Source organism: Sporomusa sp. 246TCP1 (genome assembly GCF_057319775.1).
Window position 1 is genome coordinate 1,558,783 of record NZ_CM170492.1, and the last position, 22,804, is coordinate 1,581,586.

Sequence of the window (22,804 nt, forward strand, 5' to 3'; positions counted from 1 at the left end):
ATATATTAAACGGGAGGGGGTAACTATGCCAAGTAAACCTAAAAAAAAGAATCCTGTACAGTTTCTAGGCTATGTTGCCGGTGATGGTGTTGTTAGTACGGAGCCGCCTGAATGGTTTATCAAGCGGTTAGGCATAGCCTTTGATTCTGTTTTGGATACTGAGTCTACTCGTAAGGAAAAGGCCGGTGATGAACCGGACAATTCCGTAGCATAAATGGACAAGGTGGTGAGGTGTTGCTATATATCCCTTCGCTCTTGGGAACAATGTAGTTATCCAAGAATGAAAGGAAGATAATATGGCTGACTTAATTGAGCTTCAGGAAATGATTGAAAAGCTACGCAGTAAAATGAATGAAGTTGCTCTAAAGAAAACATTAACTGATTCAGAAGTTGTGCGAGCAAGTCAAATGCTTGATGTGTTATTAAATGAGTACCAGCGAATGCTATCAGAAAAAATTAATAAATAGAAGCCCCCGGGATCTTTTTTCATGCCTCAAAATTGAAGTCGGAGCAGACAAAGCCGCCAGCGTTCCAAGCCGCTGGCGGTAATTTTGTGCAAAAAAATTTTTTTACTGATCAGTTATTCATCAGGATTGTCATCTGGGGTTGGTTTCGATGCTGCTGGTTGTAAATGCAACGAAAGGTTTGTTTTTGTTGATTGCACAAAAATATCATCTTGCCACATTTGAAACCTGTAAATTATTAGGGCAAGTAATGATGATAGAATAAAAGCTATTAAAGCAGCTTTAAAATCTAAAAATCCCCTACTGCTAAACCATGGCAAAAGCAAGTAGGAAAAAATAAAATTAGCGACAGCTTCTACAGCTAAATATAGGCCCCAACGTCCATAGATGAATTTTAATATCCAAATCGGAATTATTGGGAAGAGTCCATAGGTATATGAAGACATCATAGCGAGGGGATATGTAGTCTCTCTGAAATACCACCAGCCATTTGCGACTCCTATCTCACTAACGACTATACTCAAAAAACCACCTAATAAACCGGCACCTATAAAGCGTTTTAAATCTTCTTTGGGCATAAAAAAGAGGGTTAACCAAGGAACAATTAATGTGGCCCATAATATAACTTGATTACTCATAGTATTCCCTCCTTATGTCATGTACCATATTATCTGTCTTTTGCATCGCTTTAATACCCCAAATTGCGGTATTTAGTGAACTCATTTCATCAAGGCATTATAATACTTTTACTATTTTTCTGCTTCAATGATAAATGTAGTCCAAGCTGCTAACATAGTTTAATTGTAGCAATGATATTTTTCTACATTGTGTCTCTATCATGTGGAGTACATCCAAATAGGCTTCCCAGTGGTTTTCGGCCATCCGGGTAAGTGTATCATGCATCCCATCACTGGCATGTTCTGACGCTTCTACGACTGTGTTCATAAGCTCAAGTTGTTCAATCGCTTCTTGATGTAATGTAATCATGTGCGCAGGATCAACAGTTAACAGGCGACGGCTGAATAGTTTTTTCATGGTATATCATCTCCCAATGCCAAGGCTTGCAATATTACCGACGGCCTTTAAATGGAGCGATGAAACGAATCATTTTAATAGGCACATGCAGTGAAACACAACGATGGCAATGGGTGCTATTGACAATGATGTAATCACAACCAATATAGCAGACAGTACCACAGAAAGTGGAGCCTCTGCGATCAATCACAGCGTCAGTACCAAGGATGACTTCGTCACCTAAAAAGCAAAGCAACCGGTCTTTAAAGTTATCATGTTGCATTTTGTAAGACATGGGTTCTTCCATGAAATGATCATCACAGCACATCATTTCTTTGTCGGGATAGTCGCAGCACATGTTATCTTCAGGGCCATACCAATGCGGATATTTGGTTTCCATAAATATTAATGACCTCCTTTATTTACTATAGGAAAACTTATAATTCTTATATACCTGTTCTACTTCAATATATGAAGAACAAAAACATAATGTTACAACCGTTAACAATTTCAACGATAAATCAACTAAAAAATAAAGGGAAATAGTTGGTAAGCAGGGAAAAAAGTAATAAGTAGCGAATATAGAGCTATTCTTGAGAGTAGGTAGGTGAAGCTTCAAGCAATGGAGTTCATGAAAAACAGTAATATAATTCTTATTGGTTTTTTAGTGTGGCTAATTATTGCACCACGTGTGAATAGTCCACGCTATGGGGAACTTTTTTTGGCCTATATGACGGCGCTTTTATTCAGCCTTATTGCCAGTTCGGAAATTATGATGATAAAGCCAGTCGCTTTCTTCTTTACATTAGGTGGGGTACTGGCCTTTTGTTACGTTGTTATGCGTAAAACAATCAGGATAACAATTCATAAATAAGGAGGCCAACCTATGTCGTTACAGCCTGATAAGACAACTTCTTTGCGGGAAAAGAACAAGATTAAGAATAACGAACGGGCTGAGGTTCGCTATTTTAAGGGTGAGGAACAATTTGAGCGCTGGCGTAAGGAGTTTATCCAGCATCAAGACAACGAGCTTAAATTAGCGGCTGTCAGCAAATTAAGTTATGAGCCGGCAGACTATGAACCGTTGCTTGTTCAGGAACCATTCCCAGAGCTTGTTTTAACAGACCATAGTTATCTTATTGATAAAGCAGTGACCAAAACAGAAGAGAGCTATGTTTATCCCCAGGGGATTAGGATTGCAATAATCATCTCTCTATTTGTCATATTAGTTATTTTCTTTAGTCCTATTGTTCTTTTAATTACAGTGGCGATGGGAGTGGCGGCAGCAGTATCGCTGCACTTTACCCGGAAAGACCGGGAGCATGCGATCAAAGAGGCCGAGCGGGAAGCCAGGGAAGAAATGGCGCGGCGTAACGAGCAAGAAAGGCTGGTTTATGAAGAAAAGAGGCGTCAGCATGAAGTAAAAGAAACCGCTCGGCTGGCACTAATTCAGCAGTTGCTGACAGGAGCACCAGGTGCGGTTAGGGCCAGACTTGACGAGGTCTTGAGTCATTTAAAATTGCCGGTAGTTGTTGAAGTGGATATTGATTTTTTTGCTGATATTCCCTTTGTTAAGGTGTGGTTGCCTTCAAAAGCGGTTATCCCCAAACAAACTTGCGAAATGTTACCCTCAGGTCGTCTTCAATTCCAGGATAAAGATACACGGGTGTTTAACAAGCAGTATTTTGAGCTATGTGGTGCTATTATTTTACAGGTAGTATCCGTTATTTTGGCAAATATACCGTCTTTCCAGGAGGCCTATGCGGCCGGTGTTGTAAAAAATGACCTAACTGACGATTGTATTTTATCTGTAAAAATTCCCAAAGAAGAGATTGCCTCTATTAATCGGGCTAACAGTGCTATTCCTGCTTTACAGGCATTTGCAGCCATATATGAGTGTGATACTTCCCTGGCACTTTATCCTGTAGATATGTTATGTCCGCCTGAATGGGAAGAGATTGACAAGCAAGAGTTAAAAAGTTTGAAGGTGCGAATATTTCAATAGGGGATAGCCAATACTAAAAAAATGTGAAATAGATTATCACATAAGAGGAATTCTAATTTTTATAGAGAATAATTATCCTTAAAATAATTGGCAATGAATGCTAAGTAATTTCAAGGGGGAATATTCAATGAAAATTGCAGATTTAGTACAAAGTGCTGATTGGAAAGCTGAGAAGCATGTACCGGTGATTGAGGCACCAGATAAAGGTAAAGCAGGGGAAAAGGTTAGTATTGAGGTTTGTGTTGGTAAAGAAATTGCTCATCCGAATACTACCGAACACCATATTCGCTGGATAAAACTCTACTTTAAGCCTGATAACGCTAAATTTGCCTCTGAGGTTGCTACTTTTGAATTTGCAGCTCACGGTGAATCTACGGAAGGTGCTAATAAAGGTCCGGTCTTTACCGAACCTTTCGGTAAAGCAGTAATTAAACTTAACGGCTCCGGTACGTTAGTTGCTGAATCCTATTGTAATATTCATGGTTTGTGGGAAGGGACTAAGACTATTTCTGTAGAATAATTACATAAGATGTTCTTGAGGCCAGGGAGTTAGTCCCTGGCCTTTTTAATAAGATAAGAAGTATATGTTTTTGAGAGTTATGGAGGCCTTATAAAATAAGGAGTGTCAAGTATAAAACCCGGCACAGGCGACCCCGTGCTCCGTGCTCCGTGGCCGTAACCCCCGGCCTTTGCCGGAAAAAGCGTTCCGCAGGAGAAAAGCCGGGCGGTATTCCGTTAATAAATCCGTACTGTTTGAGCGTAGCGAGTTTACGGATTTTAGGAATATCGCCCGGCTTTTCAGCTTTTGGAGGCTTGGGGCCTAGACCTTTTGTTACTTTTGGGGCAATGCCAAAAGTAAAACCCCTCTCCTTGTATTCCATTGACTCAACTTAAGACAAAAAGCCGCGATAGCGGTTTGCTTATTCCAGCAGATAAAGTGGTGGGGATTAGTGAAACAATAAATGTCTGATTGTTCGATTAATTAATAAATGGTATAATATAGCTGAGGACTTAAAGGGGAACTGCATCATAATGTACCGGGAGGTTGATTGTATGCAGAAACTACTATTAGTCATGGCTTGTTGTTCTATTGTTTGGAATTATGACATTCCTCAGCGTTACAGACGTTATGAAAATGGTCAGGTACTTTGTGGCCGTCGCCTGGTTAGACTAACGCTATTAAGGATGGGAAGACACGTTGGGGCTAAAGTTGCCCGCCGCTTAACGCTTATGTTGCTGTTTTTTTCCTGGATGAGCCTTTCGTGTTATTTTATTGCCATTAGCGCTACTTTTCAGACAATTGGGCTTAAGTTGGTAGCATTGCTTGCTGCTATTTTGGGAACTATTGTTTTATGGCAGGATATGGAAGGCGCTTATCGGAACTTTACTGAGTGGTGTTACAATCAGGAAGATAGTATTATTTTGGTTACTAAAGGCTGTTGGGAGATTATCCTTGCAGGCTTAATTTTTATCAATGTGTATGTAATGAAGTAAAAAAGTTTACTGTTTTGTCCACTTGTAGAAGGATATTGTATTTATATGGAGAATATAAACTGCCGTGCTTAATTATATGCAGCGTAGATAAAGGGGGATAGGCATGGCACTAATTGTAAAAAAATTTGGCGGAAGCTCTGTAGCTACACCGGAAAAAATTATAGCAGTTGCCAGGCGGGTATTAAAGGAAAAAAATTCTGATGATCAAATTGTCGTTGTAGTATCAGCAATGGGAGATACTACAGATGATTTAATAAGTTTGGCGAAAGCGATTACAGATCAGACTACTGGACGAGAGATGGATATGCTTCTGGCAACCGGCGAACAAGTATCGATTGCGCTTTTAGCCATGGCATTTGCCAAACTAGGGCATGAGGCAGTATCTATGACTGGTTTTCAAGCTGGCTTTACCACCAATGAGATGTTTAACAAAGCAAAGATAACCGGCATTGCTGCCGACAGAGTCCGGCAAGAACTTAATGCCGGTAAGATTGTTGTAGTAGCAGGTTTTCAGGGATTGACTAAAAATGGTGATATCACTACCTTAGGGCGGGGCGGTTCTGATACTACGGCAGTGGCGGTAGCAGCCGGTTTAAAGGCAGATCACTGCGAAATCTATACTGACGTTGATGGAATCTATTCGTCAGATCCCAGAGTTGTTCCGACTGCGAGGCGCATGAAAGAAATTACATATAATGAAATGCTCGAAATGGCGCGGCTTGGTGCCGGCGTAATGCATCCACGTTCAGTAGAATTAGGGATGCATTATGATATGCCCATTCATGTCCGCTCTACGTTTACACAGGAACCAGGTACATTTATCAGGGAGGAATATACTATGGAAGAAAAAGAGTTTGTCATTCGTGGCGTAACACATGATACTAATGTTGCCAAAATAGCTGTGCTGGGAGTAGCAGATCAGCCTGGAATTGCCTATAAGATATTCTCTACCTTGGCAGAGGCCAATGTTGACGTAGACATGATTGTTCAAAGTGTTCGTGCTATGGACAAACACATTATCGACATGGTATTTACTATTGCCCAAGGCGATGCTCCCCAAGCTAAGAAAATTTTGGAGAGACTGAAAACGGAAATGGAATTTAGCGGCTTGATGATTGATGAGAATGTAGCCAAAGTATCGGTAGTTGGTGCTGGCATGCTAGGTAACCCGGGGATTGCCGCTACTACCTTTGGTGCGCTGGCTGATGCCGGTATTAATATAGAGGTTATTAGCACTTCTGAAATCAGTATTTCATGTTTGATTGCATTAGATAGAGTCAAAGAAGCTGTAAATGCCATTCACGCCCGCTTTTTTCCCGGTTAAAGCAAAGGATCAAGTAAAGGATCAAGCAAAAGACAGTCCTGACAAGGGGACTGTCTTTTTTTAAGATAGTATAGGTTTTTGAGAGTCGTGGAGGCCTTATAAAACAAGGGGTGTCAAGTACAAAACCAGGCACAGGCGGCCGGCACCCCTCGTAACTCCCGTAACCCCTCGGCCTTTGCCGGAAAAAGCGTTCCGCAGGAGAAAAGCCGGGTGGTATTCCGTTAAAAAATCCGTACTGTTTAAGCGTAGCGAGTTTACGGATTTTAGGAATATCGCCCGGCTTTTCAGCTTTTGGACGCTTAGGGCCTAGACCTTTTGTTACTTTTGGGGCAATGCCAAAAGTAAAACCCCGCTCCTTGTATTCCATTGACTCAACGTAAGACAAAGGACGCGTAGCGTTTTTCTTATGTGATTTGACATGAAAATTATAATAATTATTAATTAAATGCAATCACAAGGCTCTTTTGCAGTGGGTTACATTCCCATACACTGGGAGGAGAATGAGAATGTTTCGACGAATACGACTCTATACTAAGCCTAGTTGCTATTGGAGGGGATTAGATGATTGCATTAACGTTTGGTTTTCTGGAAGCCATCTTCGGACCTTTATTTTTCATAGTTTTAGCTTATTTTGGTACGTACTATTTTTATGGAGAAAAAGCTATATCTGAGAGACAACACTTGGCTTACCATAATGCCTTGTTTACTGGTGGAACACTTATCCCATTTTATTTATTTGATTTATATTTGAAACATAGAGAAAATTATTTTGACATAGAACTTGTCATTGCATTTATAGTTTTTGGGGTATATTTTTACTTCTTTGACTATAAGCTGGTTCTTAAAGAAACACCGGAAAATCTTCGAAAACGCCATGCTCTATTTACAGCTATTATGGTTGTCGTTTTAGGTGCCGGTCATTATGTTTTTATTCGGAGTAAATTTTATTAACAAAAATACGATAGTACTTTCAAGTGCCTTAGTGGTGAAATATTGGGCTATAAAATCCGTTTCAAAACGGAACGGGTGTGACAAAGAGGGACTGTCTTTTTTGCTGTACCCGGGTTTATTTAACAACTTTCAAAAGGAAAAATAATGATATATCCAGAATAAGTACATAATAGCCATATAACCCCAGTAGTGTCTAGTATATGTACGCTAGATGCACGTATTGGAAAGGAGGGCATTGGGTGGAAATAGCACTCATAAAAAATTTGTCTTGCCATGTTGGCGAGCAAGTAACTATACAAGGATGGATTTATAATCAGCGCTCTTCCGGAAAAATAGCGTTTCTTATTGTCCGGGATGGCTCAGGGCTGATGCAAGGGGTAGTGGTTAAGCAGGAAGCAGGCGAAGTCCTGTTTTCTGAGGCCAAAAAGCTAACCCAGGAAAGCGCTGTTAAAGTAACCGGTTTGGTGCGTGAGGAACCACGGTCAATTGGTGGCTATGAAATGCAAATTACAGGCTTAGAGATTGTCAGTATTGCCGAAGATTATCCCATTACCCATAAAGAGCATGGTGTTGATTTTCTGGCCGAACACCGGCATCTCTGGATTCGCACACCGCGACAGGCTGCTGTGTTACGTATCCGTTCTGAGATTGAACATGCGCTCAGAAACTTTTTTTATGAGCGTGATTTTGTCTTGGCTGATGCGCCGATTATCACACCAGCGGCTTGTGAAGGTACAACTAACTTATTTGAACTTGACTATCATGGCGAAAAAGGCTATTTATCGCAAAGTGGTCAGCTGTATAATGAGGCTAATGCTATGGCTTTAGGACGCATATATTGTTTTGGTCCTACTTTCCGGGCTGAGAAGTCGAAGACCCGTCGGCACCTGCTGGAATTTTGGATGATTGAGGCCGAAATGGCCTATTTTGCTCTTAATGATACCATGAAGCTCCAGGAAGAAATGATTAGCTATGTTATTGAACGGGTGCTGGAAAAATGCACGAATGATCTCAAAGCACTGGAGCGAGATGTCGAAAAACTGAAGGCCATTAAGCTGCCGTTTCCGCGTATTAGCTATACAGAGGCTGTTGAAATCCTGAAACAAGCAGGCGAAGAATTTACCTGGGGAGATGATTTTGGTGCACCCCATGAGACCATTATTTCCAGCCACTTTAATGCGCCGGTATTTGTTCACCGTTATCCAACTGCAATTAAAGCTTTTTATATGAAACCTGATCCAGATAATCCTGAAGTAGTGTTAGGCGCTGATCTGTTAGCTCCTGAGGGCTATGGCGAAATCATTGGCGGCGGTCAGCGTATTGATGATTTGGCATTACTAGAGCAGCGGATTGCCGAGCATAAGTTGCCACAAGAGGCCTTTGAGTGGTATCTGGATTTAAGACGGTTTGGAACAGTACCGCATTCCGGTTTTGGACTGGGCCTTGAACGGACAGTTGCCTGGTTATGCGGTCTTGAGCACATTCGTGAGACTATTCCATTCCCGCGCATGCTGCATAAAATGTATCCTTGAATTAGAATGAAACAGGGGGAGAGAAGCATGACAGTAAGTCTTGCCGCAACACACGCAAAGGGTAAATTTGCTACTGACAAAATCTTTGGAGCTTCAGCAGCAGCTAATCAGGATGCTGCTCAATATGGGAAAGATAAGGTTGTCAACGCTACTATCGGCGCAATTTTAGATGATAAGGAAGCTTTGGTATGTTTGCCTACAGTCGAAAAGGTATATCGAAATCTGCCAATAAATGAAGTCGTAAACTATGCACCTATTGCTGGGTTACCTGAGTTCTTAGAGGCTGCCACGGCCTTAGCTTTTGGTGATAACCGTCCTGAGGCTTACACCAGCGCGGTAGCCACGTCTGGTGGGTCAGGGGTAATCCATCACACGATTGCGAATTATACAGAGATTGGTGATACGTTACTGACTTCTGACTGGTACTGGGGTCCGTACAAGGTATTATGCCAGGATGCCTTGCGCAAGTTGGATACATATACTTTGTTTGATGAAAAACAAAACTTCAATAGTAAGTCATTTGCAAGCAAAGTCAATGAACTTTTGACTAAACAAGATAGTTTAGTAACTATTATTAATACTCCAGCCCATAACCCTACTGGTTATAGCTTAAGTGACAGTGAATGGGACAATGTGCTGGAGGTTCTTAAAATGGCGGCTAAGGACCAATCCAAACGCGTGATTCTGCTAGTAGACATAGCATATATTGATTATGCAGGTGAGAAGAATGCGTGCTGTACCTTTATGAAGAAATTCGGCAATTTACCGGATAATTTGCTTATCATTTTGGGCTTTAGTATGTCCAAAGGGTATACTATGTATGGGCAGCGTACCGGTGCTATGATTGGTATTTCCCCAAATAAGGATGTTGTCCAGGAATTTGCTGATATTAACCAATTTACCAGCAGAGCTACCTGGTCTAATATCAACCGCGGTTGTATGCGGCTCTTAGCGACCATTTACAACGATAAAGCCATATTGACACAAGTGGAAAAGGAACGCAATGAATATTACAATATGATCCGTGACCGTTCGGACATCTTTGTCCGTGAGGCTAAAGCGGCTAATCTGCACATGTTGCCATATATCGCAGGGTTTTTCTTAACTGTTCCGGCTAATAATCCTGATGCTGTGTGCGATAAGCTACATGAAGACCATATTTTTGCTGTACCGCTTGCCAAGGGTATTCGCATTGCCGTATGTGCTGTGCCGTCCTTTAAAATTACCGGTATGGCAGCCAAAATGGCTCAGGCCATGGCTGACGTGGATAGATAAAACATGTTTGATAAGTAAGGTGCGGGAAATACTATTTTAAAAGGAGGTTTGATGCTCATGAAATGTGATCACCGCAACTTACTTAAGAATACTTCATTGGAATTTCCTCGTACTGGTTTTTGGATGGTACATGTTTTGGGAGCCATGTTCCTTGTTTTATTCGGCATGCGTTTGGCGGTAAGAAACGCGTCAATACCAATAATTGCTTACCGACTATTCAAAAGGCTGCGGTAAGCGCTGTATATAGACTGGCTATAATTTCATACGGCCATCTTTCCCAATACTGTATAGGGATAAGATGGCCGTATTTGTTTTAGCTATTGCCCATAAGTTGACCAGTTTGGGACAGATCATAACCGCCCATGCCGCCCACTTCGTTACGAAATACATCGGAACGAATAACGTCTAGCAGAGTTTGAAAATGTGGTTTATCGATATCTTCCTTACGAAGGACAATGTCATAACGCTCTTTTTTCAGAAAAATAAAATTAATATCATTGACTTGTAGTGCAGCTTTTTCAATGCCGATACCTACATCGCCTTCACCTCTGGCAATACAGCTTGCAACTGCCAAATGGCTCGTTTCTTCTCTGGAGTAGCCTTTAATCTGATGATAATCAATGTCAAGAACGTGAAGCATTTCGTCGAGTAAGACCCTTGAACCTGAGCCACGTTCCCGGTTGATAAGTGTTATGTCAGGCCGGGTCAAGTCCTGCCAAATGTTGATATTTTTCGGATTGCCTTTAGCAACATAGAAACCGGTATTACGATATGCCAAATTGTAGACCAGCGTCCGGTGTCCTGGTAAGAACCTACGTACATAAGGAGTATTGTACGTATCAGTGTCGCTATCCCACAAATGGGCAGTAGCGATATTAGCAGTCCCGCGATAAAGGGCTAACAAGCCGTCGATGCTGCCAGAGTAATTACGAAAACAGCGAACGTGAGGCAGGGCTCTTTCTAGGTGTCGTATTAGAATATCAAGTACAATATCTTGCCCGCAGATAATGAAACTCTCGGGTTCCGTAGCCGGGTCATCTGTTGGCGGTTGGACAGCGGTTTGTTTGGTAAGCATATTGTTCTTTTTTGATCTTTGGATATAGACTTCTAAATCCGGTGCTTCGACGCGGACTTTCCGCCCAATATGATAGGCTGCAAGATCGCCACGCTTAATCATTTCATAAACAGTGAAACGAGATATTTTCAGGATTTTAGCGACCTCTTCGGGGGTGTAGGCAGTTGTATCACTCATAAGTATGCACCTCAATAAAAAAGTTGTAATAATTTAAGAGCAAGCTCTTGCCAATATCATACAACAAATATTATAATAACACCATAGGGATTATGTTATGTTTTGTTAGTTTATATTTATTGGATTTAAAATTATTGCTTCAGAAGGCAGTCAAGAGCTTATTTCTAGCCAGTTGGCCAACCAGCAACATCTGATTTTCGCTTATTGGCTGGTCTAAAAGATATGATATTAGGAGAATCAGTAAAGGGTGTGTTTTAAGTGCTGCAAGTAACGATAAAGAAAAAATTAGCAGATTTTACGCTGGACATTGAGTTTACTGTTGAAAATAATATTTTGGTTTTGTTTGGTCATTCAGGAGCAGGTAAGACAACCATCTTACGCGCGATTGCCGGTCTTTTGCGCCCAGATGAAGGAACCATTATTCATAATGAACACATTTTATTCTCTTCCACGGACAGAACATTCGTACCACCGCAATTTCGGCGTGTGGGATATATGTTTCAGGAATTTGCCTTATTTCCCCATATGAATGTAAGGGAAAACATATGGTATGGCGTTAAACAATATGATAATAAGTCGCAGGAACTTTATGAAAGGCTGCTGGGACTGCTGCGGATTGAGCATCTGATAACGCGGTTTATTGATAGGTTATCAGGAGGGGAGAAGCAACGTGTTGCTCTTGCGCGTGCCTTGATGGCCGAGCCTGCTATTTTATTGCTGGACGAACCTTTGTCAGCGCTTGATAGTGATACCCGGCTGGAATTACAGGCAGAACTGAAAAAAATTCAACAAATCTGGAATATTCCTTTTGTTCTTGTAACCCATGATCTTTCTGAGGCCAAGACGTTAGGCGATCAATTCCTATTTTTGGAGAAAGGCAGAAAAATGGGCAGTCCTGTTTTGCGGCCAAGTGAGTTTCTTCAGTGTCAAAACATTGGGTAATAGGAACGTGATGAATCTTCCGAGTGTGAACTAGACGTATACCGGAATTCATTATCCGTATGGATGATGGATTCCGGTATACGTCTAATTTAGTTTGGGGGTAATAGTGGCAGGAAATTAGAGGCATATAGTTGAATAAATTAAATATAGTGTAAGGAAGTATATCCTGATGGGGGGCCTTTTTGTGTCAGCGAAAATTCGTATTACGTTTTCTAACGGCCATACGGGTGAGTATGCTAAGGGTGTTACGCTGTTGGAACTTAGCCGGAATGCTGCGCATAGGTATATAACACCAGTAGTGGCTGCTAAAGTGAATAACGAAATTAAAGATTTGCAAAGTGTGTTAGAGCAAGATAGCAGGGTAGACTTTATCGAGCTTCGCAGCAGTGACGGGATGAAGGTTTATCAACGCAGCATAACGCTGGTTATGATTGTTGCTGCGCAAGAATTGTTTCCCGGTTGTGAAGTGACAGTGGAACATTCTTTAAGTAAAGGCTTATATTGTGAGTTGCACCACGGGCGGGATGTAACGCCTGAGGATATTACTCAACTTGAGCAGCAGATGCGTCAGATTATGGTTGAGGATCGTCCCATTATCCGCATAACATTGCTCAAAACTGAGGCAATAGAATTGTTTAAGGCAGCTGGACGCAAGGAAAAGGTCAGTCTGTTAGAGCAGCTTAATAGGGAAAAGGTAAACATTTACTATTGTGGACAGATTTACGACTATTTATACGGGACGATGACACCATCTACAGGGTATTTGCAAGTGTTTGAGCTCAAAAATTATCCGCCAGGGATTATTTTACGACTCCCTGAAGTGGAAAATCCCAATAAATTGCCACAGTTTATTGAGAATCCAAAGTTGTTTAAGGTATTACAGGAAGCCGAGGCGTGGGGCAATATCCTGCGGTGCGGGTATGTGGCTACCCTTAATGAGTGTACGAAAGCGGGGGGGATTGGCGATATTATCCGGGTAGCCGAAGCACTGCATGAGAAAAAAATTGCCCAGATTGCCGATTTTGCAGCTTCCCATCATAATGATGTGCGAGTAATCCTGGTAGCTGGACCATCTTCTTCCGGAAAAACAACCTTTGCCCAACGACTTAATATTCAACTACGGGTTAATGGTGTGTGGCCTGTACCTATTTCCCTGGATGACTACTTTGTTGATCGAGATAAGACACCCATTGATAAAACGGGAGCTTTTGATTTTGAGGCTATTGAAGCCATAGACTTGCAATTATTCAACTCTCATTTGGCCCGGATTTTAGCCGGAGAAGAAGTGGAGATGCCTACCTATAACTTTAAGACAGGGCAGCGGGAGCACCGGGGACACCGGATTAAAGTGGATAAAGGTCAACCGTTAATCATTGAAGGTATTCATGGCTTAAATGAACGCCTGACAAGTGCTGTTCCCCGTCACTGTAAAATAAAGATATATATTAGTGCGTTAACACAATTATCCATAGACAGTCATAACCGTATCCCGACAACCGATGCCCGTCTTATTCGCAGGATTGTACGTGACAGTGAATTTCGTTCGCATGATGCGCTAATGACACTAAAGATGTGGAATTCTGTGCGGCGTGGTGAGGAGCGCAATATTTTTCCTTTCCAGGAACAAGCTGATCTCATGTTTAATTCAGCTCTTATTTATGAATTGGCGGTGCTTAAAAAGTATGCCGAGCCGCTCTTGGAAAAAATCACCAGTCAAGAACCTGAGTATTCTGAAGCACGGCGGTTACTAAATTTCCTGGAATTCTTTGATTCAGTGGAAGATGATGAAATTCCTCCTAATTCTATACTGCGCGAATTTATCGGTAAGTCCTGTTTCGAAAAATAGTAAAAATAGAAAAGACCCTGTCCGTCTTTAAAACGACAGGGTTTTTTCTATTTTTACTTATCTGTTACTCTCAAAGAACTTAAGCGCTACTTCAGGGAACACGGCATAAGACAGCACATCTTCAGTAGAAGCATTGGGGTAGCCTTTTTCAGCTAGCTCCTGGCGAAGCGCAGCCATTTGTGGTTTAATATCATCAGCCGGGCGGTGGGTAATAATCTCATCATCACCAATAAGTGATTGTAAAAACGCAGGATCAATAGGGGCTGGCGTGCGGCCATATTTGCCACGGGCCAGGTCTTTGACTTCCCGGGGCACGACCTTATAGCGGCCCAGCATAACGTTGAAGGCGGCCATGGAACCGACAATCTGGCTTGTTGGTGTAACCAGCGGCGGATAACCCAGTTCGGCCCGCACTTTAGGCATTTCTTCGATAAGTTCAGGAAATTTATCAGCCATACCCTGTTCCTTCATCTGGTTCAAGAGATTAGAGAGCATGCCGCCGGGGATTTGGAAGGACAATACCTTAGTATCAATTTCAATATTTGTATTAAGGTGGAAAGTTTCAGCAAGCTCTTTTTTTACCCTTCTAAAATGATCGGCAATTGGGAAAAGTTTTTCTTTGTTCAGACAGGTATCACGCTCATTGCCTTCCAGTGTGGCAATCATGGCTTCAGTAGGCGGTTGGGAGGAAGCGAGGGCAAATGGTGACAGGGCACAGTCAATGATATCAACACCGGCCTCAATGGCCTTTAAGTATGTCATGGAAGCCATGCCGCTGGTGTAATGGGTGTGCAGGTGAATAGGAACAGTAATTTCGGCTTTAAGAGTCTTGATGAGCTCATATGCTTTGTAGGGAGCGAGTAAGCCGGCCATATCTTTAATACAGATAGAATCAGTGCCCAGGCTGACAAGGTCTTTGGCTACCTTGAGGAACGACTCATTGTTATGGTAAGGGCTGATCGTGTAGACGAAGGCGCCTTGCACATGAGCACCAGCCGCTTTGGCAGCCCGCATGGAAACTTCCATATTGCGGACATCATTAAGCGCATCAAAAATGCGAATTACGCCTACGCCATTGTCAACAGCACGATTAACAAATTCGCGAACAACATCGTCGGCATAGTGATTGTAGCCAAGTACATTTTGGCCGCGTAAAAGCATTTGAATGGGGGTTTTTTTCAAATACTTCTTAAGCGTACGCAGCCGCTCCCAGGGATCTTCATTTAAGAAACGCAGACAGCTATCAAAGGTAGCGCCGCCCCAGGCCTCAATCGAGAAATAGCCAATTTCATCAAGTTGCTCCAAAACAGGCAGCATGTCTGAAGTGCGCATCCGTGTAGCTGCTAGTGATTGATGGCCATCGCGCAGGATGGTTTCTGTTATTTTTACTGGATTATTTGTAGTCATGCAAATCCCCCTTATTGTATTAAAAAATATGATATGAATGCGAATAATTAAATTTTAGTCGGTTATTAGCATTTTTACCAGTATTATTTTAAAAAAAATACTGTATACATGACACAAAAACCAAAATATGTATTATTATTTTGGAATACAGTCAAGTTTCCGGGCCAGAATGGCCGCCATTTTACTTGTACCAGTCATGGTGGGCATACCGTTGTAATGACCAAGCTTGGTTAGGGTAGAATATATATGCGGGTTCTCAACTGGACTATGAGCAGGAGCGGCATTACCATAATCATTTACATGTTTGGTGCCTTCTTCAGGGGGAAGAAGCCGTCCAGGTCCACCCACGCAGCCACCTTTACAAGCCATACCTTCGATAAAGTTGAATTCCCGCTTGCCTGCTTTGATTTCTTCTAATAGTTTTGTGCAGTCAGGAATACCGTCTGCCTTAATGGGATTAAACAGCTCAGCCCGACGCGGAATTAATTTTTCCAAAGTGGTGCCAACCGCGGCGCTGACGCCGCCAGTACGGGCATAGACCCGACCACCCCAGGAAGCTACTGGATTTTCTTCATCTGGCTCCTCGGAGGGCTTGATAGCAGCTGCTTCAAAGATAGTTTCTAGCTCCTGAAAGGTCAAGACAAAATCGATAGCACCTTTAAGCTCAGGTAGCTGTGCTTCAGACTTTTTAGCAACACAGGGGCCGATAAAAACGACCTTGGCCTCAGGTTCAAGTTCTTTGATTAACCGCCCAGAGGCGATCATAGGCGATACTGATGGTGATATGTGGACCATTAAATCAGGAAATTTATTTTCAATTAACTTAATCCAGATAGGGCAGCAGCAACTAGTGATTAAAAAATCATCTTCGTTTTTGACCTTATCATCATACTCGAAGGCTTCTTTTATGGTGATAAGGTCAGCATATAAGGCCGTTTCTACCATTTCACTAAAGCCTAATTTTAACAAGGCACTGCGCAGCTTTCCGGCAGTTACTTCAGAGCCAAACTGTCCGGCAAAGGCGGGTGCAACAGATGCATATACTTTATGAGAGTTTTGCCGCAGGAGATTAATGAGTGGGACAAATTGGGATTTGTCGGCTAAGGCACCAAATTTACAGGCGCTAATGCAATAGCCGTCATGCGCGCATTTGGTTCTGTCAATGGAGGGACGTCCCAGTTCGTCACGGGTAATAGCGCCAAGCGGGCAGGATTGTTCACAGGTGGAATCCTGGCAATTTTCGCAAACTTCTGGATTGGCAATAACAACAGGTTCGCTGCCTATGCCCATGAGCGCTTCTGCATCATACTCATTGATGACTTCTTCCGAATCGGTAGGGTCCAGTCCCATGGCAATGCGAATCTGATTGGCAACAAAGCGACGGGTAGCTTTATCTGTAAATTCTTGTTGTAATAAATGGCATATTTCTCCTTTGCGTTCAAATAATGTTCCTTCCCAGGCAGCTTTGGCAACTTGGTACAGAATTCTTGGACGGATATTGAGGTCAGGAGGGGTATTTTTTGGCATATGTATCACCTATCCAATATAATATTCTCATATAAATTTTGGAGGTTTTTTGTTCAGATCTTTTGTAGTGTATGTAATTCTTTATAGGTAGTATTCGTAAAAAAAGATAAAGCTGTCTGACTGCCTGTTTTCCCGGATGAATCATCTGCGACAGGCACACACTAACCAGGATGTAACTTAATGAGGTGAACATATGGAAAAGATTTGCCCACTGTGTAATGCCTTGCAGCAAATTACAGAAAAATGTCCTCAATGTGGCGCCACACTAGTTGATGGTGGCGCTGTCAGCAGCTATCTTGGACCATACAGTCCATATATGGATACTCAATGTCTGCCTTATAAATCAGAGGACTATTGTTTACATCTGCTATACTGTCCTGTGTGCCAATATGATACAAGAATCCAACTAGCATTTGTGATGATTTAATGAGCATAAAAGATGAAAAACAGATAAATACTATAAAAAAACGAAGGGGTGAACTATATGTCGAATCCAATGGTTAAATGCAGTGTTGATCAATGTACCCACTATATGCCTGGCGAGCAGTGTATGGCCGCAAAAATTAGTGTCTATAATGATGAGCTCAAAGGGACTTCAGGCAAGCCGCAGGATACCTTGTGCAAGGCTTTTCATCACCGCAAGACAATGGGGGATATGGTTGGTGCTTTCCACAACGCCAATATTGGCGGTACTATGTCAGCCGCCTTTTTGGAAGGTACACAAATCACTCCAGCAGTAGAATGTTTTGTTAATAACTGCAAATTTTGGGATAATGGCAATTATTGCAACGCCGAAAGCATTCATGTAGCAGGTCCTAATGCTTCCAAAACATCAGACACTGACTGTGAAACCTTTCAAGAAAATAAATAATTTATTCACTTGCTGGAGTATAATAGATAACGCCGGAGCCATGGCTCCGGCGTTATCTATTAGTGCTGGTTATGACAGTCGCATTTGCAGTTTTCCTCATGATCGACAATTTCTATACAGTCAAGCTGTGCTTTCACCTGTGTTCGTATATTGTCAAGATAACGACGGCGAAGCTCGGCTTGTTCAGAACGTTCATTGTCAGTAAGACCTGTTTCGCGACTTTTTTTGGCCAAAGCATTTATTCTGGCAATTAGCTCAGGCGTTATCATCTTTTCCCCTCACTTTCCTAAAATTTTTTAAAAACTACTATTCACAGTAAATGCATTGTATTATAAAAAATAGTAACAAATTATTGACAAATACGCAAGTTAGAATGAAAATAAGAAGCAAAGAATAATAATTTTTTGACAAAGGTGGAAAAGCTTATGAATAAATGGCGTTGTAGTGTGTGTGGGTACATACATGAAGGAGCAGAGCTGCCGGAAAAATGCCCGATTTGTGGTGTTGGTCCGGAGGAATTCACTGTCGTTATAGAAACGCCTGCGCCAAAGAAGGCAGGTAAGCGCTGGAAATGTACAGTATGCGATTATGTTCATTCCGGCGATACACCACCTGATAAATGTCCTGTCTGCGGCGTTGGCTCGGAATTATTTGTTTTGCTGCTTGATGAGATTTTGGAACTAACCACAGAGGCGGTACTTACGGCAGGACTTGATACGGCTAATTCGGCTGTAGATAAAATAAGCTACGGGCTGTATATTGTTACCTCTGTTAAAGATAATAAGTTTAACGGGCAATGCTGTAATACTCTGTTTCAATTAACAAGCAATCCTCTGCGGGTGTCGGTATGTCTTAATAAAAATAATCTTACCCATGAATACCTTATGGATAGCGGTGTATTGGCAGTGTCAATGTTAACTACCAGTCAACCGGAAGCCGTCCGCCGGTTTGGCTACCAGTCTGGCCGTACTACAGATAAATTTGCCGGTGTGGAATATATTGCCGGAAAAAATGGCTGTCCTATTCTGAAAAATTGTCTTGCGTATATCGAAGCAAGCATATTGCCGGAAAAAATGGTGGATGTGGGTACTCATACGTTATTTGTTGCCGATGTTACTGCCGGGAGAATGGTAGTAGATCAGGAAGCACTAACATATAGTTTTTATAGGAGCATTAAATGATGACTGGCGAAATATAAGTAAATGCACGAATAAAAAAACACCTGTCATGGGCGGCAGGTGTTTTTTCTGTACATACGCTTGGCTTTTTCACGAAAATGAGTATAATATTATCATACCATTAAGCAGATAATACAAAATTTTGGAGTGTGATACTATGAAAACGGTCATAACAATTGTCGGACAAGATAGGGTCGGCATTATTGCCATGATCAGTAATATTTTAGCGGAGAACAATATTAACATTCTTAATATCAATCAGAATATCCTGGAAGGCTTTTTTAACATGGTCATGTTGGTTAATATGTCGCAAGCTATTATCAGTCTGAAAGATTTAGGTCAACTGCTAGGCGAAAAGGGTACTGCCATGGGTCTTGATATTAAAGTGCAACATGAGGATATATTCAATGTAATGCACCGCGTATAATAACTGTCTTTAAGCTTGGAGGAATATACACATGTTCACAATGAAGGACGTCAATGAAACTAATCGCATGATTGAAGAAAATAAGCTCGATATTCGGACAATCACGATGGGAATCAGCCTGCGAGACTGCGGGCACCCGGATACTAAGATATTTTGTCAGAATATCTATGACAAGATCACCCGTACAGCAAAAAAATTGGTTAAGACCGGGGAAGATATTGAAGCTGAATATGGCATACCTATTATTAATAAACGTATTTCGGTAACGCCAATTGCTATTGCTGCCGAAAGCTGCCATACAGATAGCTATGTTGCAGTGGCGCAGGCATTGGATGCTGCTGCCAAGGAAGTAGGGGTAAACTTTATTGGCGGTTTCACGGCGCTTGTGCAAAAAGGCTATACCAACGGGGACCGCATACTGATACGCTCTATTCCCGAGGCGTTGGCTGTAACGGAACGGGTATGTTCATCAGTCAATTTAGGTTCAACCAAAGCGGGTATTAATATGGACTGTGTCCGGGAAATGGGCGAGATTATCAAGCTTACTGCCGAACAGACCAAAGACCGGGACGCACTAGGTTGTGCTAAACTGGTAGTGTTTGCTAATGTGCCTGAGGACAACCCCTTTATGGCTGGCGCATTCCACGGTGTTGGTGAGCCTGAGGTTACTATCCATGTAGGCGTAAGCGGTCCTGGTGTTGTTAAACGGGCACTGGAAGATGTACGTGGGCAGGATTTTAGTGCTGTGGCAGAAACAATAAAACGCACGGCCTTTAAAATTACCCGTGTTGGCCAATTAGTGGCTCAGGAAGCCTCACGGCGGCTTGGTTATCCGTTTGGCATTATCGACTTATCGCTGGCACCGACGCCGGCGGTTGGTGACAGTGTAGCGCATATCCTGGAAGAAATGGGCCTGGAAAGTTGTGGAGCACCAGGTACAACGGCAGCCCTGGCGCTGTTAAATGATGCTGTTAAAAAAGGTGGTTTGATGGCTTCCTCCCATGTAGGAGGTCTTAGCGGAGCCTTTATCCCAGTCAGCGAAGACGCGGGTATGATTGCCGCTATCGAACGTGGCAGCTTGACGTTGGAAAAATTAGAGGCGATGACCTGTGTATGCTCGGTTGGTCTTGATATGATTGCTATTCCGGGAGATACTTCGGCAGCTACCATATCGGCGATTATTGCCGACGAAGCGGCCATTGGCATGATAAATAACAAGACAACGGCTGTGCGGGTTATTCCTGTACCAGGTAAAAAAGTTGGGGATAATGTTGAATTCGGCGGACTGTTGGGCTATAGCCCGATTATACCTGTGAGCAAGTTCAAGTCAGACGATTTTATTGCCCGGGGCGGGAGAATCCCGGCTCCTGTTCGCAGCCTGACTAATTAGCAGGTAAGTAACTTAGAATAAAAAAGCGCTATCGCGCCCTTGAGGATACGGCTAACCGCAGAGTACACAGAGAGCGCAGAGGGGAGATGTATATCGAGACATTCCCTCTGCGTACTCTGCGTCTCTGCGGTTCAAAAACCATATACTTATCTTAAAATAAAAGGCGAGATTGCCGTACTGTCGCTCGTAATGATTGGGAACAGGGAGCACCTGCTCTCAATCATTGTGAACAATAGTGAAGCAATCTCGCCTTTTGGGGTCTATTTTACTAAAACCTTTGATTGGCCTCCCGATGGATGGTGATAGCCGCCAGTTTGTCTTCGATAGTTGCTGCCGCTGTCCAAAGGTTTTTAAACACAGTGGAATTTTTGAAGCTCGCGCTCCAGAGGTAGGAATCTTCCGGCGTGTAGTAGGCAAAGATGATTTCCTGGTTGGGAGTTTTCGGCATGAGGCCCTCCGCATCGGTGAGTAAGGCGTAAGCCCCCTCTGGCGTAAGCTCAATACCCAGCACCGGTTGCCCATCTTCCACTTCGGTTTCTTCAAAGCCTAGCGATTGGTAAAATTCTAAAATGTTGTCACTCATACGTGCTCATCTCCTTAAGATTATTGAATGGTTGTTATTGCTAGAAAAGGGATTCAAGTAGTTGTTGTTGAATTAGGGCATGATAATAACTAACAGATTTAGGTAACGGGAGGTTGAATAAACAGTATATGAAAAAAGACTTTGTACAATTAGGGCTGATAGCACCGCTGGCTCAGGGGCTTACCAAGGCGGGTATCACTGAACCTACAACGATACAAATTGAAGTTATACCACCAGCATTGGCTGGCAAAGATATTATCGGTCAATCGCCTACCGGTACAGGAAAAACACTGGCCTATCTTTTACCGCTTTTCCAAAAAATTGACACTGCCAAACGCGAGACGCAGGCTTTTATTTTGGCACCAACTCATGAATTGGCCATCCAGATCCAGCGTCAAATTGAATTGTTGGCAACTAATACCGGCCTGCCGGTGACGGCCACCCCGATCATCGGTGATGTCAATATTATGCGGCAAATTGATAAATTAAAGGAAAAACCGCATATCATTACCGGTTCAAGTGGGCGTATCCTCGAATTGGTGCAGAAAAAGAAGATAAACACCCAGACTGTTAAGACCATTATTCTCGATGAGGTTGACAGGTTGCTTGATGATAATAATACGGACAGTGTCAAAGCTGTCATTAAGACTACGCAAAAGGACAGACAACTTTTGGCTTTTTCTGCAACAGTACCGCAGGTGACGCTTGTGCGGGTGCAAGAACTTATGAATAACCCTGTTGAAATATTGGCGGCGCAAGACCAAGCCGGTAATAAGCCGGATATTAAGCATATTTATTTTGTAGCTGAGCGGCGGGATAAGTTTGAATTGCTGCGCAAAATAGTGCGAGCCATTCCCATTGACAGAGCGCTGGTCTTTATCAATCGTAGTGATGATGTTGAGTTAACGGTGGACAAGCTCAACTATAATGGCTTAACTGCCGCCGGTATCCATGGGCGTTTTCTTAAAGAAGACCGGAAAAAAGCCCTGGATGGGTTTCGGAGTGGTAAACTTCAATTGCTGATTGCCTCTGATTTGGCAGCCCGGGGGCTTGATATCCCCGGAGTAGATTTTGTAGTTAATTTAGACTTGCCGGAAGACCCGGCCATCTATTTGCATCGAACCGGTCGTACCGGGCGGGCGGGGAAAAGTGGGATCGCGATTTCCATAGTATCACCACGTGAAGCTGCTTTAATTACTCACTATGAAAAACAGCTACAGATAGAAATGCTGCCAAAGGAAATAGCCCATGGTAAAATTTTTGCTACAAAAGCAGGAACTAAGCCAGGCAGTAAGATAAAGAAATAATCTTGTATGTAAAAT

General features: G+C 42.5%; 27 protein-coding genes. 19 read left to right on the forward strand and 8 right to left on the reverse strand.

Features of this window, described 5'->3' with window-relative positions; all coding sequences use genetic code 11:
- Positions 1–25: 25 nt before the first annotated feature.
- Both AC1ECB_RS07775 and AC1ECB_RS07780 read left to right on the forward strand, forming a co-directional pair.
- On the forward strand, positions 26–214 hold the full coding sequence (locus AC1ECB_RS07775; protein WP_485668173.1) for a hypothetical protein: 189 nt from the start codon (positions 26–28) through the stop codon (positions 212–214).
- Positions 215–296: 82 nt separating this feature from the next.
- Entirely contained in the window at positions 297–467 is a 171-nt protein-coding gene (locus tag AC1ECB_RS07780) for an aspartyl-phosphate phosphatase Spo0E family protein (protein WP_485668174.1), read from the forward strand.
- Positions 468–580: 113 nt separating this feature from the next.
- Here the strand turns inward: AC1ECB_RS07780 and AC1ECB_RS07785 are convergent, their stop codons facing one another.
- From AC1ECB_RS07785 to AC1ECB_RS07795, 3 genes are all read right to left on the reverse strand, one after another.
- Positions 581–1,102, reverse strand: a complete 522-nt coding sequence (locus tag AC1ECB_RS07785; protein WP_485668175.1) for a hypothetical protein — start codon at positions 1,100–1,102, stop codon at positions 581–583.
- A gap of 124 nt (positions 1,103–1,226) precedes the next feature.
- Complete coding sequence (locus AC1ECB_RS07790) at positions 1,227–1,499, reverse strand: hypothetical protein (RefSeq protein ID WP_485668176.1); 273 nt, start codon at positions 1,497–1,499, stop codon at positions 1,227–1,229.
- A gap of 34 nt (positions 1,500–1,533) precedes the next feature.
- A complete protein-coding gene (locus AC1ECB_RS07795; protein WP_021170192.1) occupies positions 1,534–1,878 on the reverse strand; it encodes a hypothetical protein in 345 nt (114 codons plus the stop codon).
- 231 nt (positions 1,879–2,109) lie between these two features.
- Between AC1ECB_RS07795 and AC1ECB_RS07800 the strand changes: the two genes are divergently transcribed.
- From AC1ECB_RS07800 to AC1ECB_RS07840, 9 genes are all read left to right on the forward strand, one after another.
- A complete protein-coding gene (locus AC1ECB_RS07800) occupies positions 2,110–2,352 on the forward strand; it encodes a hypothetical protein (protein WP_245867574.1) in 243 nt (80 codons plus the stop codon).
- A 12-nt stretch (positions 2,353–2,364) separates the two neighbouring features.
- The gene (locus tag AC1ECB_RS07805; RefSeq protein ID WP_021170194.1) at positions 2,365–3,483 is read left to right on the forward strand and encodes a hypothetical protein; all 1,119 of its coding nucleotides are present in this window, start codon (positions 2,365–2,367) and stop codon (positions 3,481–3,483) included.
- 127 nt (positions 3,484–3,610) lie between these two features.
- Entirely contained in the window at positions 3,611–4,003 is a 393-nt protein-coding gene (locus AC1ECB_RS07810) for a class II SORL domain-containing protein (protein ID WP_485668177.1), read from the forward strand.
- Between the two features lie 533 nt (positions 4,004–4,536).
- Positions 4,537–4,977 carry a hypothetical protein gene (locus AC1ECB_RS07815; RefSeq protein WP_152524036.1) on the forward strand — a complete coding sequence of 147 codons (441 nt, stop codon included), beginning with the start codon at positions 4,537–4,539 and terminating at the stop codon, positions 4,975–4,977.
- A gap of 103 nt (positions 4,978–5,080) precedes the next feature.
- Positions 5,081–6,301: an aspartate kinase gene (locus AC1ECB_RS07820; RefSeq protein WP_485668178.1), complete on the forward strand. Its 1,221-nt coding sequence runs from the start codon at positions 5,081–5,083 to the stop codon at positions 6,299–6,301.
- 561 nt (positions 6,302–6,862) lie between these two features.
- Positions 6,863–7,252 (forward strand): hypothetical protein, encoded by a 390-nt coding sequence (locus AC1ECB_RS07825; RefSeq protein WP_485668179.1) that lies wholly within the window; start codon positions 6,863–6,865, stop codon positions 7,250–7,252.
- 239 nt (positions 7,253–7,491) lie between these two features.
- Complete coding sequence (asnS, locus tag AC1ECB_RS07830) at positions 7,492–8,784, forward strand: asparagine--tRNA ligase (RefSeq protein WP_485668180.1); 1,293 nt, start codon at positions 7,492–7,494, stop codon at positions 8,782–8,784.
- Between the two features lie 27 nt (positions 8,785–8,811).
- Positions 8,812–10,059 carry a pyridoxal phosphate-dependent aminotransferase gene (locus AC1ECB_RS07835; RefSeq protein WP_485668181.1) on the forward strand — a complete coding sequence of 416 codons (1,248 nt, stop codon included), beginning with the start codon at positions 8,812–8,814 and terminating at the stop codon, positions 10,057–10,059.
- Between the two features lie 57 nt (positions 10,060–10,116).
- The gene (locus AC1ECB_RS07840; RefSeq protein WP_021170200.1) at positions 10,117–10,293 is read left to right on the forward strand and encodes a hypothetical protein; all 177 of its coding nucleotides are present in this window, start codon (positions 10,117–10,119) and stop codon (positions 10,291–10,293) included.
- 79 nt (positions 10,294–10,372) lie between these two features.
- On the opposite strand, the gene AC1ECB_RS07845 is transcribed toward AC1ECB_RS07840, so the two are convergent.
- On the reverse strand, positions 10,373–11,311 hold the full coding sequence (locus tag AC1ECB_RS07845) for a substrate-binding domain-containing protein (protein ID WP_485668182.1): 939 nt from the start codon (positions 11,309–11,311) through the stop codon (positions 10,373–10,375).
- Between the two features lie 258 nt (positions 11,312–11,569).
- Between AC1ECB_RS07845 and AC1ECB_RS07850 the strand changes: the two genes are divergently transcribed.
- Both AC1ECB_RS07850 and AC1ECB_RS07855 read left to right on the forward strand, forming a co-directional pair.
- Positions 11,570–12,253, forward strand: coding sequence for an ATP-binding cassette domain-containing protein (locus AC1ECB_RS07850; RefSeq protein WP_485668183.1), 684 nt, complete (start codon positions 11,570–11,572; stop codon positions 12,251–12,253).
- A 169-nt stretch (positions 12,254–12,422) separates the two neighbouring features.
- Positions 12,423–14,099, forward strand: a complete 1,677-nt coding sequence (locus AC1ECB_RS07855) for a uridine kinase family protein (RefSeq protein WP_485668184.1) — start codon at positions 12,423–12,425, stop codon at positions 14,097–14,099.
- A 57-nt stretch (positions 14,100–14,156) separates the two neighbouring features.
- Here the strand turns inward: AC1ECB_RS07855 and AC1ECB_RS07860 are convergent, their stop codons facing one another.
- Together AC1ECB_RS07860 and AC1ECB_RS07865 are read right to left on the reverse strand one after the other, a co-directional pair.
- On the reverse strand, positions 14,157–15,506 hold the full coding sequence (locus tag AC1ECB_RS07860) for a pyruvate carboxylase subunit B (protein WP_485668185.1): 1,350 nt from the start codon (positions 15,504–15,506) through the stop codon (positions 14,157–14,159).
- 135 nt (positions 15,507–15,641) lie between these two features.
- The gene (locus AC1ECB_RS07865) at positions 15,642–17,033 is read right to left on the reverse strand and encodes a [Fe-Fe] hydrogenase large subunit C-terminal domain-containing protein (protein ID WP_485668186.1); all 1,392 of its coding nucleotides are present in this window, start codon (positions 17,031–17,033) and stop codon (positions 15,642–15,644) included.
- A 193-nt stretch (positions 17,034–17,226) separates the two neighbouring features.
- Between AC1ECB_RS07865 and AC1ECB_RS07870 the strand changes: the two genes are divergently transcribed.
- Both AC1ECB_RS07870 and AC1ECB_RS07875 read left to right on the forward strand, forming a co-directional pair.
- Positions 17,227–17,460, forward strand: a complete 234-nt coding sequence (locus AC1ECB_RS07870; RefSeq protein WP_485668187.1) for a hypothetical protein — start codon at positions 17,227–17,229, stop codon at positions 17,458–17,460.
- A gap of 57 nt (positions 17,461–17,517) precedes the next feature.
- Positions 17,518–17,904 carry a DUF1540 domain-containing protein gene (locus tag AC1ECB_RS07875; RefSeq protein ID WP_485668188.1) on the forward strand — a complete coding sequence of 129 codons (387 nt, stop codon included), beginning with the start codon at positions 17,518–17,520 and terminating at the stop codon, positions 17,902–17,904.
- 59 nt (positions 17,905–17,963) lie between these two features.
- Here AC1ECB_RS07875 and AC1ECB_RS07880 read toward each other — a convergent pair whose 3' ends face one another.
- Entirely contained in the window at positions 17,964–18,173 is a 210-nt protein-coding gene (locus AC1ECB_RS07880; RefSeq protein ID WP_485668189.1) for a DUF896 domain-containing protein, read from the reverse strand.
- A gap of 156 nt (positions 18,174–18,329) precedes the next feature.
- On the opposite strand from AC1ECB_RS07880, the gene AC1ECB_RS07885 reads away from it, so the two are divergent.
- The 3 genes from AC1ECB_RS07885 (at position 18,330) to AC1ECB_RS07895 (ending at position 20,899) form a co-directional block, all read left to right on the forward strand.
- Entirely contained in the window at positions 18,330–19,085 is a 756-nt protein-coding gene (locus AC1ECB_RS07885; RefSeq protein WP_485668190.1) for a flavin reductase, read from the forward strand.
- 154 nt (positions 19,086–19,239) lie between these two features.
- Positions 19,240–19,509, forward strand: a complete 270-nt coding sequence (locus AC1ECB_RS07890; RefSeq protein WP_021170211.1) for an ACT domain-containing protein — start codon at positions 19,240–19,242, stop codon at positions 19,507–19,509.
- A gap of 31 nt (positions 19,510–19,540) precedes the next feature.
- Complete coding sequence (locus AC1ECB_RS07895) at positions 19,541–20,899, forward strand: DUF711 family protein (RefSeq protein WP_485668191.1); 1,359 nt, start codon at positions 19,541–19,543, stop codon at positions 20,897–20,899.
- A 268-nt stretch (positions 20,900–21,167) separates the two neighbouring features.
- Here the strand turns inward: AC1ECB_RS07895 and AC1ECB_RS07900 are convergent, their stop codons facing one another.
- Positions 21,168–21,482 (reverse strand): hypothetical protein, encoded by a 315-nt coding sequence (locus tag AC1ECB_RS07900; RefSeq protein ID WP_485668192.1) that lies wholly within the window; start codon positions 21,480–21,482, stop codon positions 21,168–21,170.
- Between the two features lie 128 nt (positions 21,483–21,610).
- On the opposite strand from AC1ECB_RS07900, the gene AC1ECB_RS07905 reads away from it, so the two are divergent.
- Entirely contained in the window at positions 21,611–22,789 is a 1,179-nt protein-coding gene (locus AC1ECB_RS07905) for a DEAD/DEAH box helicase (RefSeq protein WP_485668193.1), read from the forward strand.
- Positions 22,790–22,804: the final 15 nt, after the last annotated feature.

Coding starts and splice junctions, on each gene's coding strand:
- AC1ECB_RS07890 (WP_021170211.1), top strand. CDS start 19,240: ATGAAAACGGTCATAACAATTGTCGGACAAGATAGGGTCGGCATTATT.
- AC1ECB_RS07875 (WP_485668188.1), top strand. CDS start 17,518: ATGTCGAATCCAATGGTTAAATGCAGTGTTGATCAATGTACCCACTAT.
- AC1ECB_RS07820 (WP_485668178.1), top strand. CDS start 5,081: ATGGCACTAATTGTAAAAAAATTTGGCGGAAGCTCTGTAGCTACACCG.
- AC1ECB_RS07895 (WP_485668191.1), top strand. CDS start 19,541: ATGTTCACAATGAAGGACGTCAATGAAACTAATCGCATGATTGAAGAA.
- AC1ECB_RS07815 (WP_152524036.1), top strand. CDS start 4,537: ATGCAGAAACTACTATTAGTCATGGCTTGTTGTTCTATTGTTTGGAAT.
- AC1ECB_RS07810 (WP_485668177.1), top strand. CDS start 3,611: ATGAAAATTGCAGATTTAGTACAAAGTGCTGATTGGAAAGCTGAGAAG.
- AC1ECB_RS07870 (WP_485668187.1), top strand. CDS start 17,227: ATGGAAAAGATTTGCCCACTGTGTAATGCCTTGCAGCAAATTACAGAA.
- AC1ECB_RS07780 (WP_485668174.1), top strand. CDS start 297: ATGGCTGACTTAATTGAGCTTCAGGAAATGATTGAAAAGCTACGCAGT.
- AC1ECB_RS07800 (WP_245867574.1), top strand. CDS start 2,110: ATGAAAAACAGTAATATAATTCTTATTGGTTTTTTAGTGTGGCTAATT.
- AC1ECB_RS07825 (WP_485668179.1), top strand. CDS start 6,863: ATGATTGCATTAACGTTTGGTTTTCTGGAAGCCATCTTCGGACCTTTA.
- AC1ECB_RS07900 (WP_485668192.1), bottom strand. CDS start 21,482: ATGAGTGACAACATTTTAGAATTTTACCAATCGCTAGGCTTTGAAGAA.
- AC1ECB_RS07880 (WP_485668189.1), bottom strand. CDS start 18,173: ATGATAACGCCTGAGCTAATTGCCAGAATAAATGCTTTGGCCAAAAAA.
- AC1ECB_RS07790 (WP_485668176.1), bottom strand. CDS start 1,499: ATGAAAAAACTATTCAGCCGTCGCCTGTTAACTGTTGATCCTGCGCAC.
- AC1ECB_RS07775 (WP_485668173.1), top strand. CDS start 26: ATGCCAAGTAAACCTAAAAAAAAGAATCCTGTACAGTTTCTAGGCTAT.
- AC1ECB_RS07845 (WP_485668182.1), bottom strand. CDS start 11,311: ATGAGTGATACAACTGCCTACACCCCCGAAGAGGTCGCTAAAATCCTG.
- AC1ECB_RS07855 (WP_485668184.1), top strand. CDS start 12,423: ATGGGGGGCCTTTTTGTGTCAGCGAAAATTCGTATTACGTTTTCTAAC.
- AC1ECB_RS07835 (WP_485668181.1), top strand. CDS start 8,812: ATGACAGTAAGTCTTGCCGCAACACACGCAAAGGGTAAATTTGCTACT.
- AC1ECB_RS07905 (WP_485668193.1), top strand. CDS start 21,611: ATGAAAAAAGACTTTGTACAATTAGGGCTGATAGCACCGCTGGCTCAG.
- AC1ECB_RS07805 (WP_021170194.1), top strand. CDS start 2,365: ATGTCGTTACAGCCTGATAAGACAACTTCTTTGCGGGAAAAGAACAAG.
- AC1ECB_RS07795 (WP_021170192.1), bottom strand. CDS start 1,878: ATGGAAACCAAATATCCGCATTGGTATGGCCCTGAAGATAACATGTGC.
- AC1ECB_RS07840 (WP_021170200.1), top strand. CDS start 10,117: ATGAAATGTGATCACCGCAACTTACTTAAGAATACTTCATTGGAATTT.
- AC1ECB_RS07860 (WP_485668185.1), bottom strand. CDS start 15,506: ATGACTACAAATAATCCAGTAAAAATAACAGAAACCATCCTGCGCGAT.
- AC1ECB_RS07785 (WP_485668175.1), bottom strand. CDS start 1,102: ATGAGTAATCAAGTTATATTATGGGCCACATTAATTGTTCCTTGGTTA.
- AC1ECB_RS07885 (WP_485668190.1), top strand. CDS start 18,330: ATGAATAAATGGCGTTGTAGTGTGTGTGGGTACATACATGAAGGAGCA.
- AC1ECB_RS07865 (WP_485668186.1), bottom strand. CDS start 17,033: ATGCCAAAAAATACCCCTCCTGACCTCAATATCCGTCCAAGAATTCTG.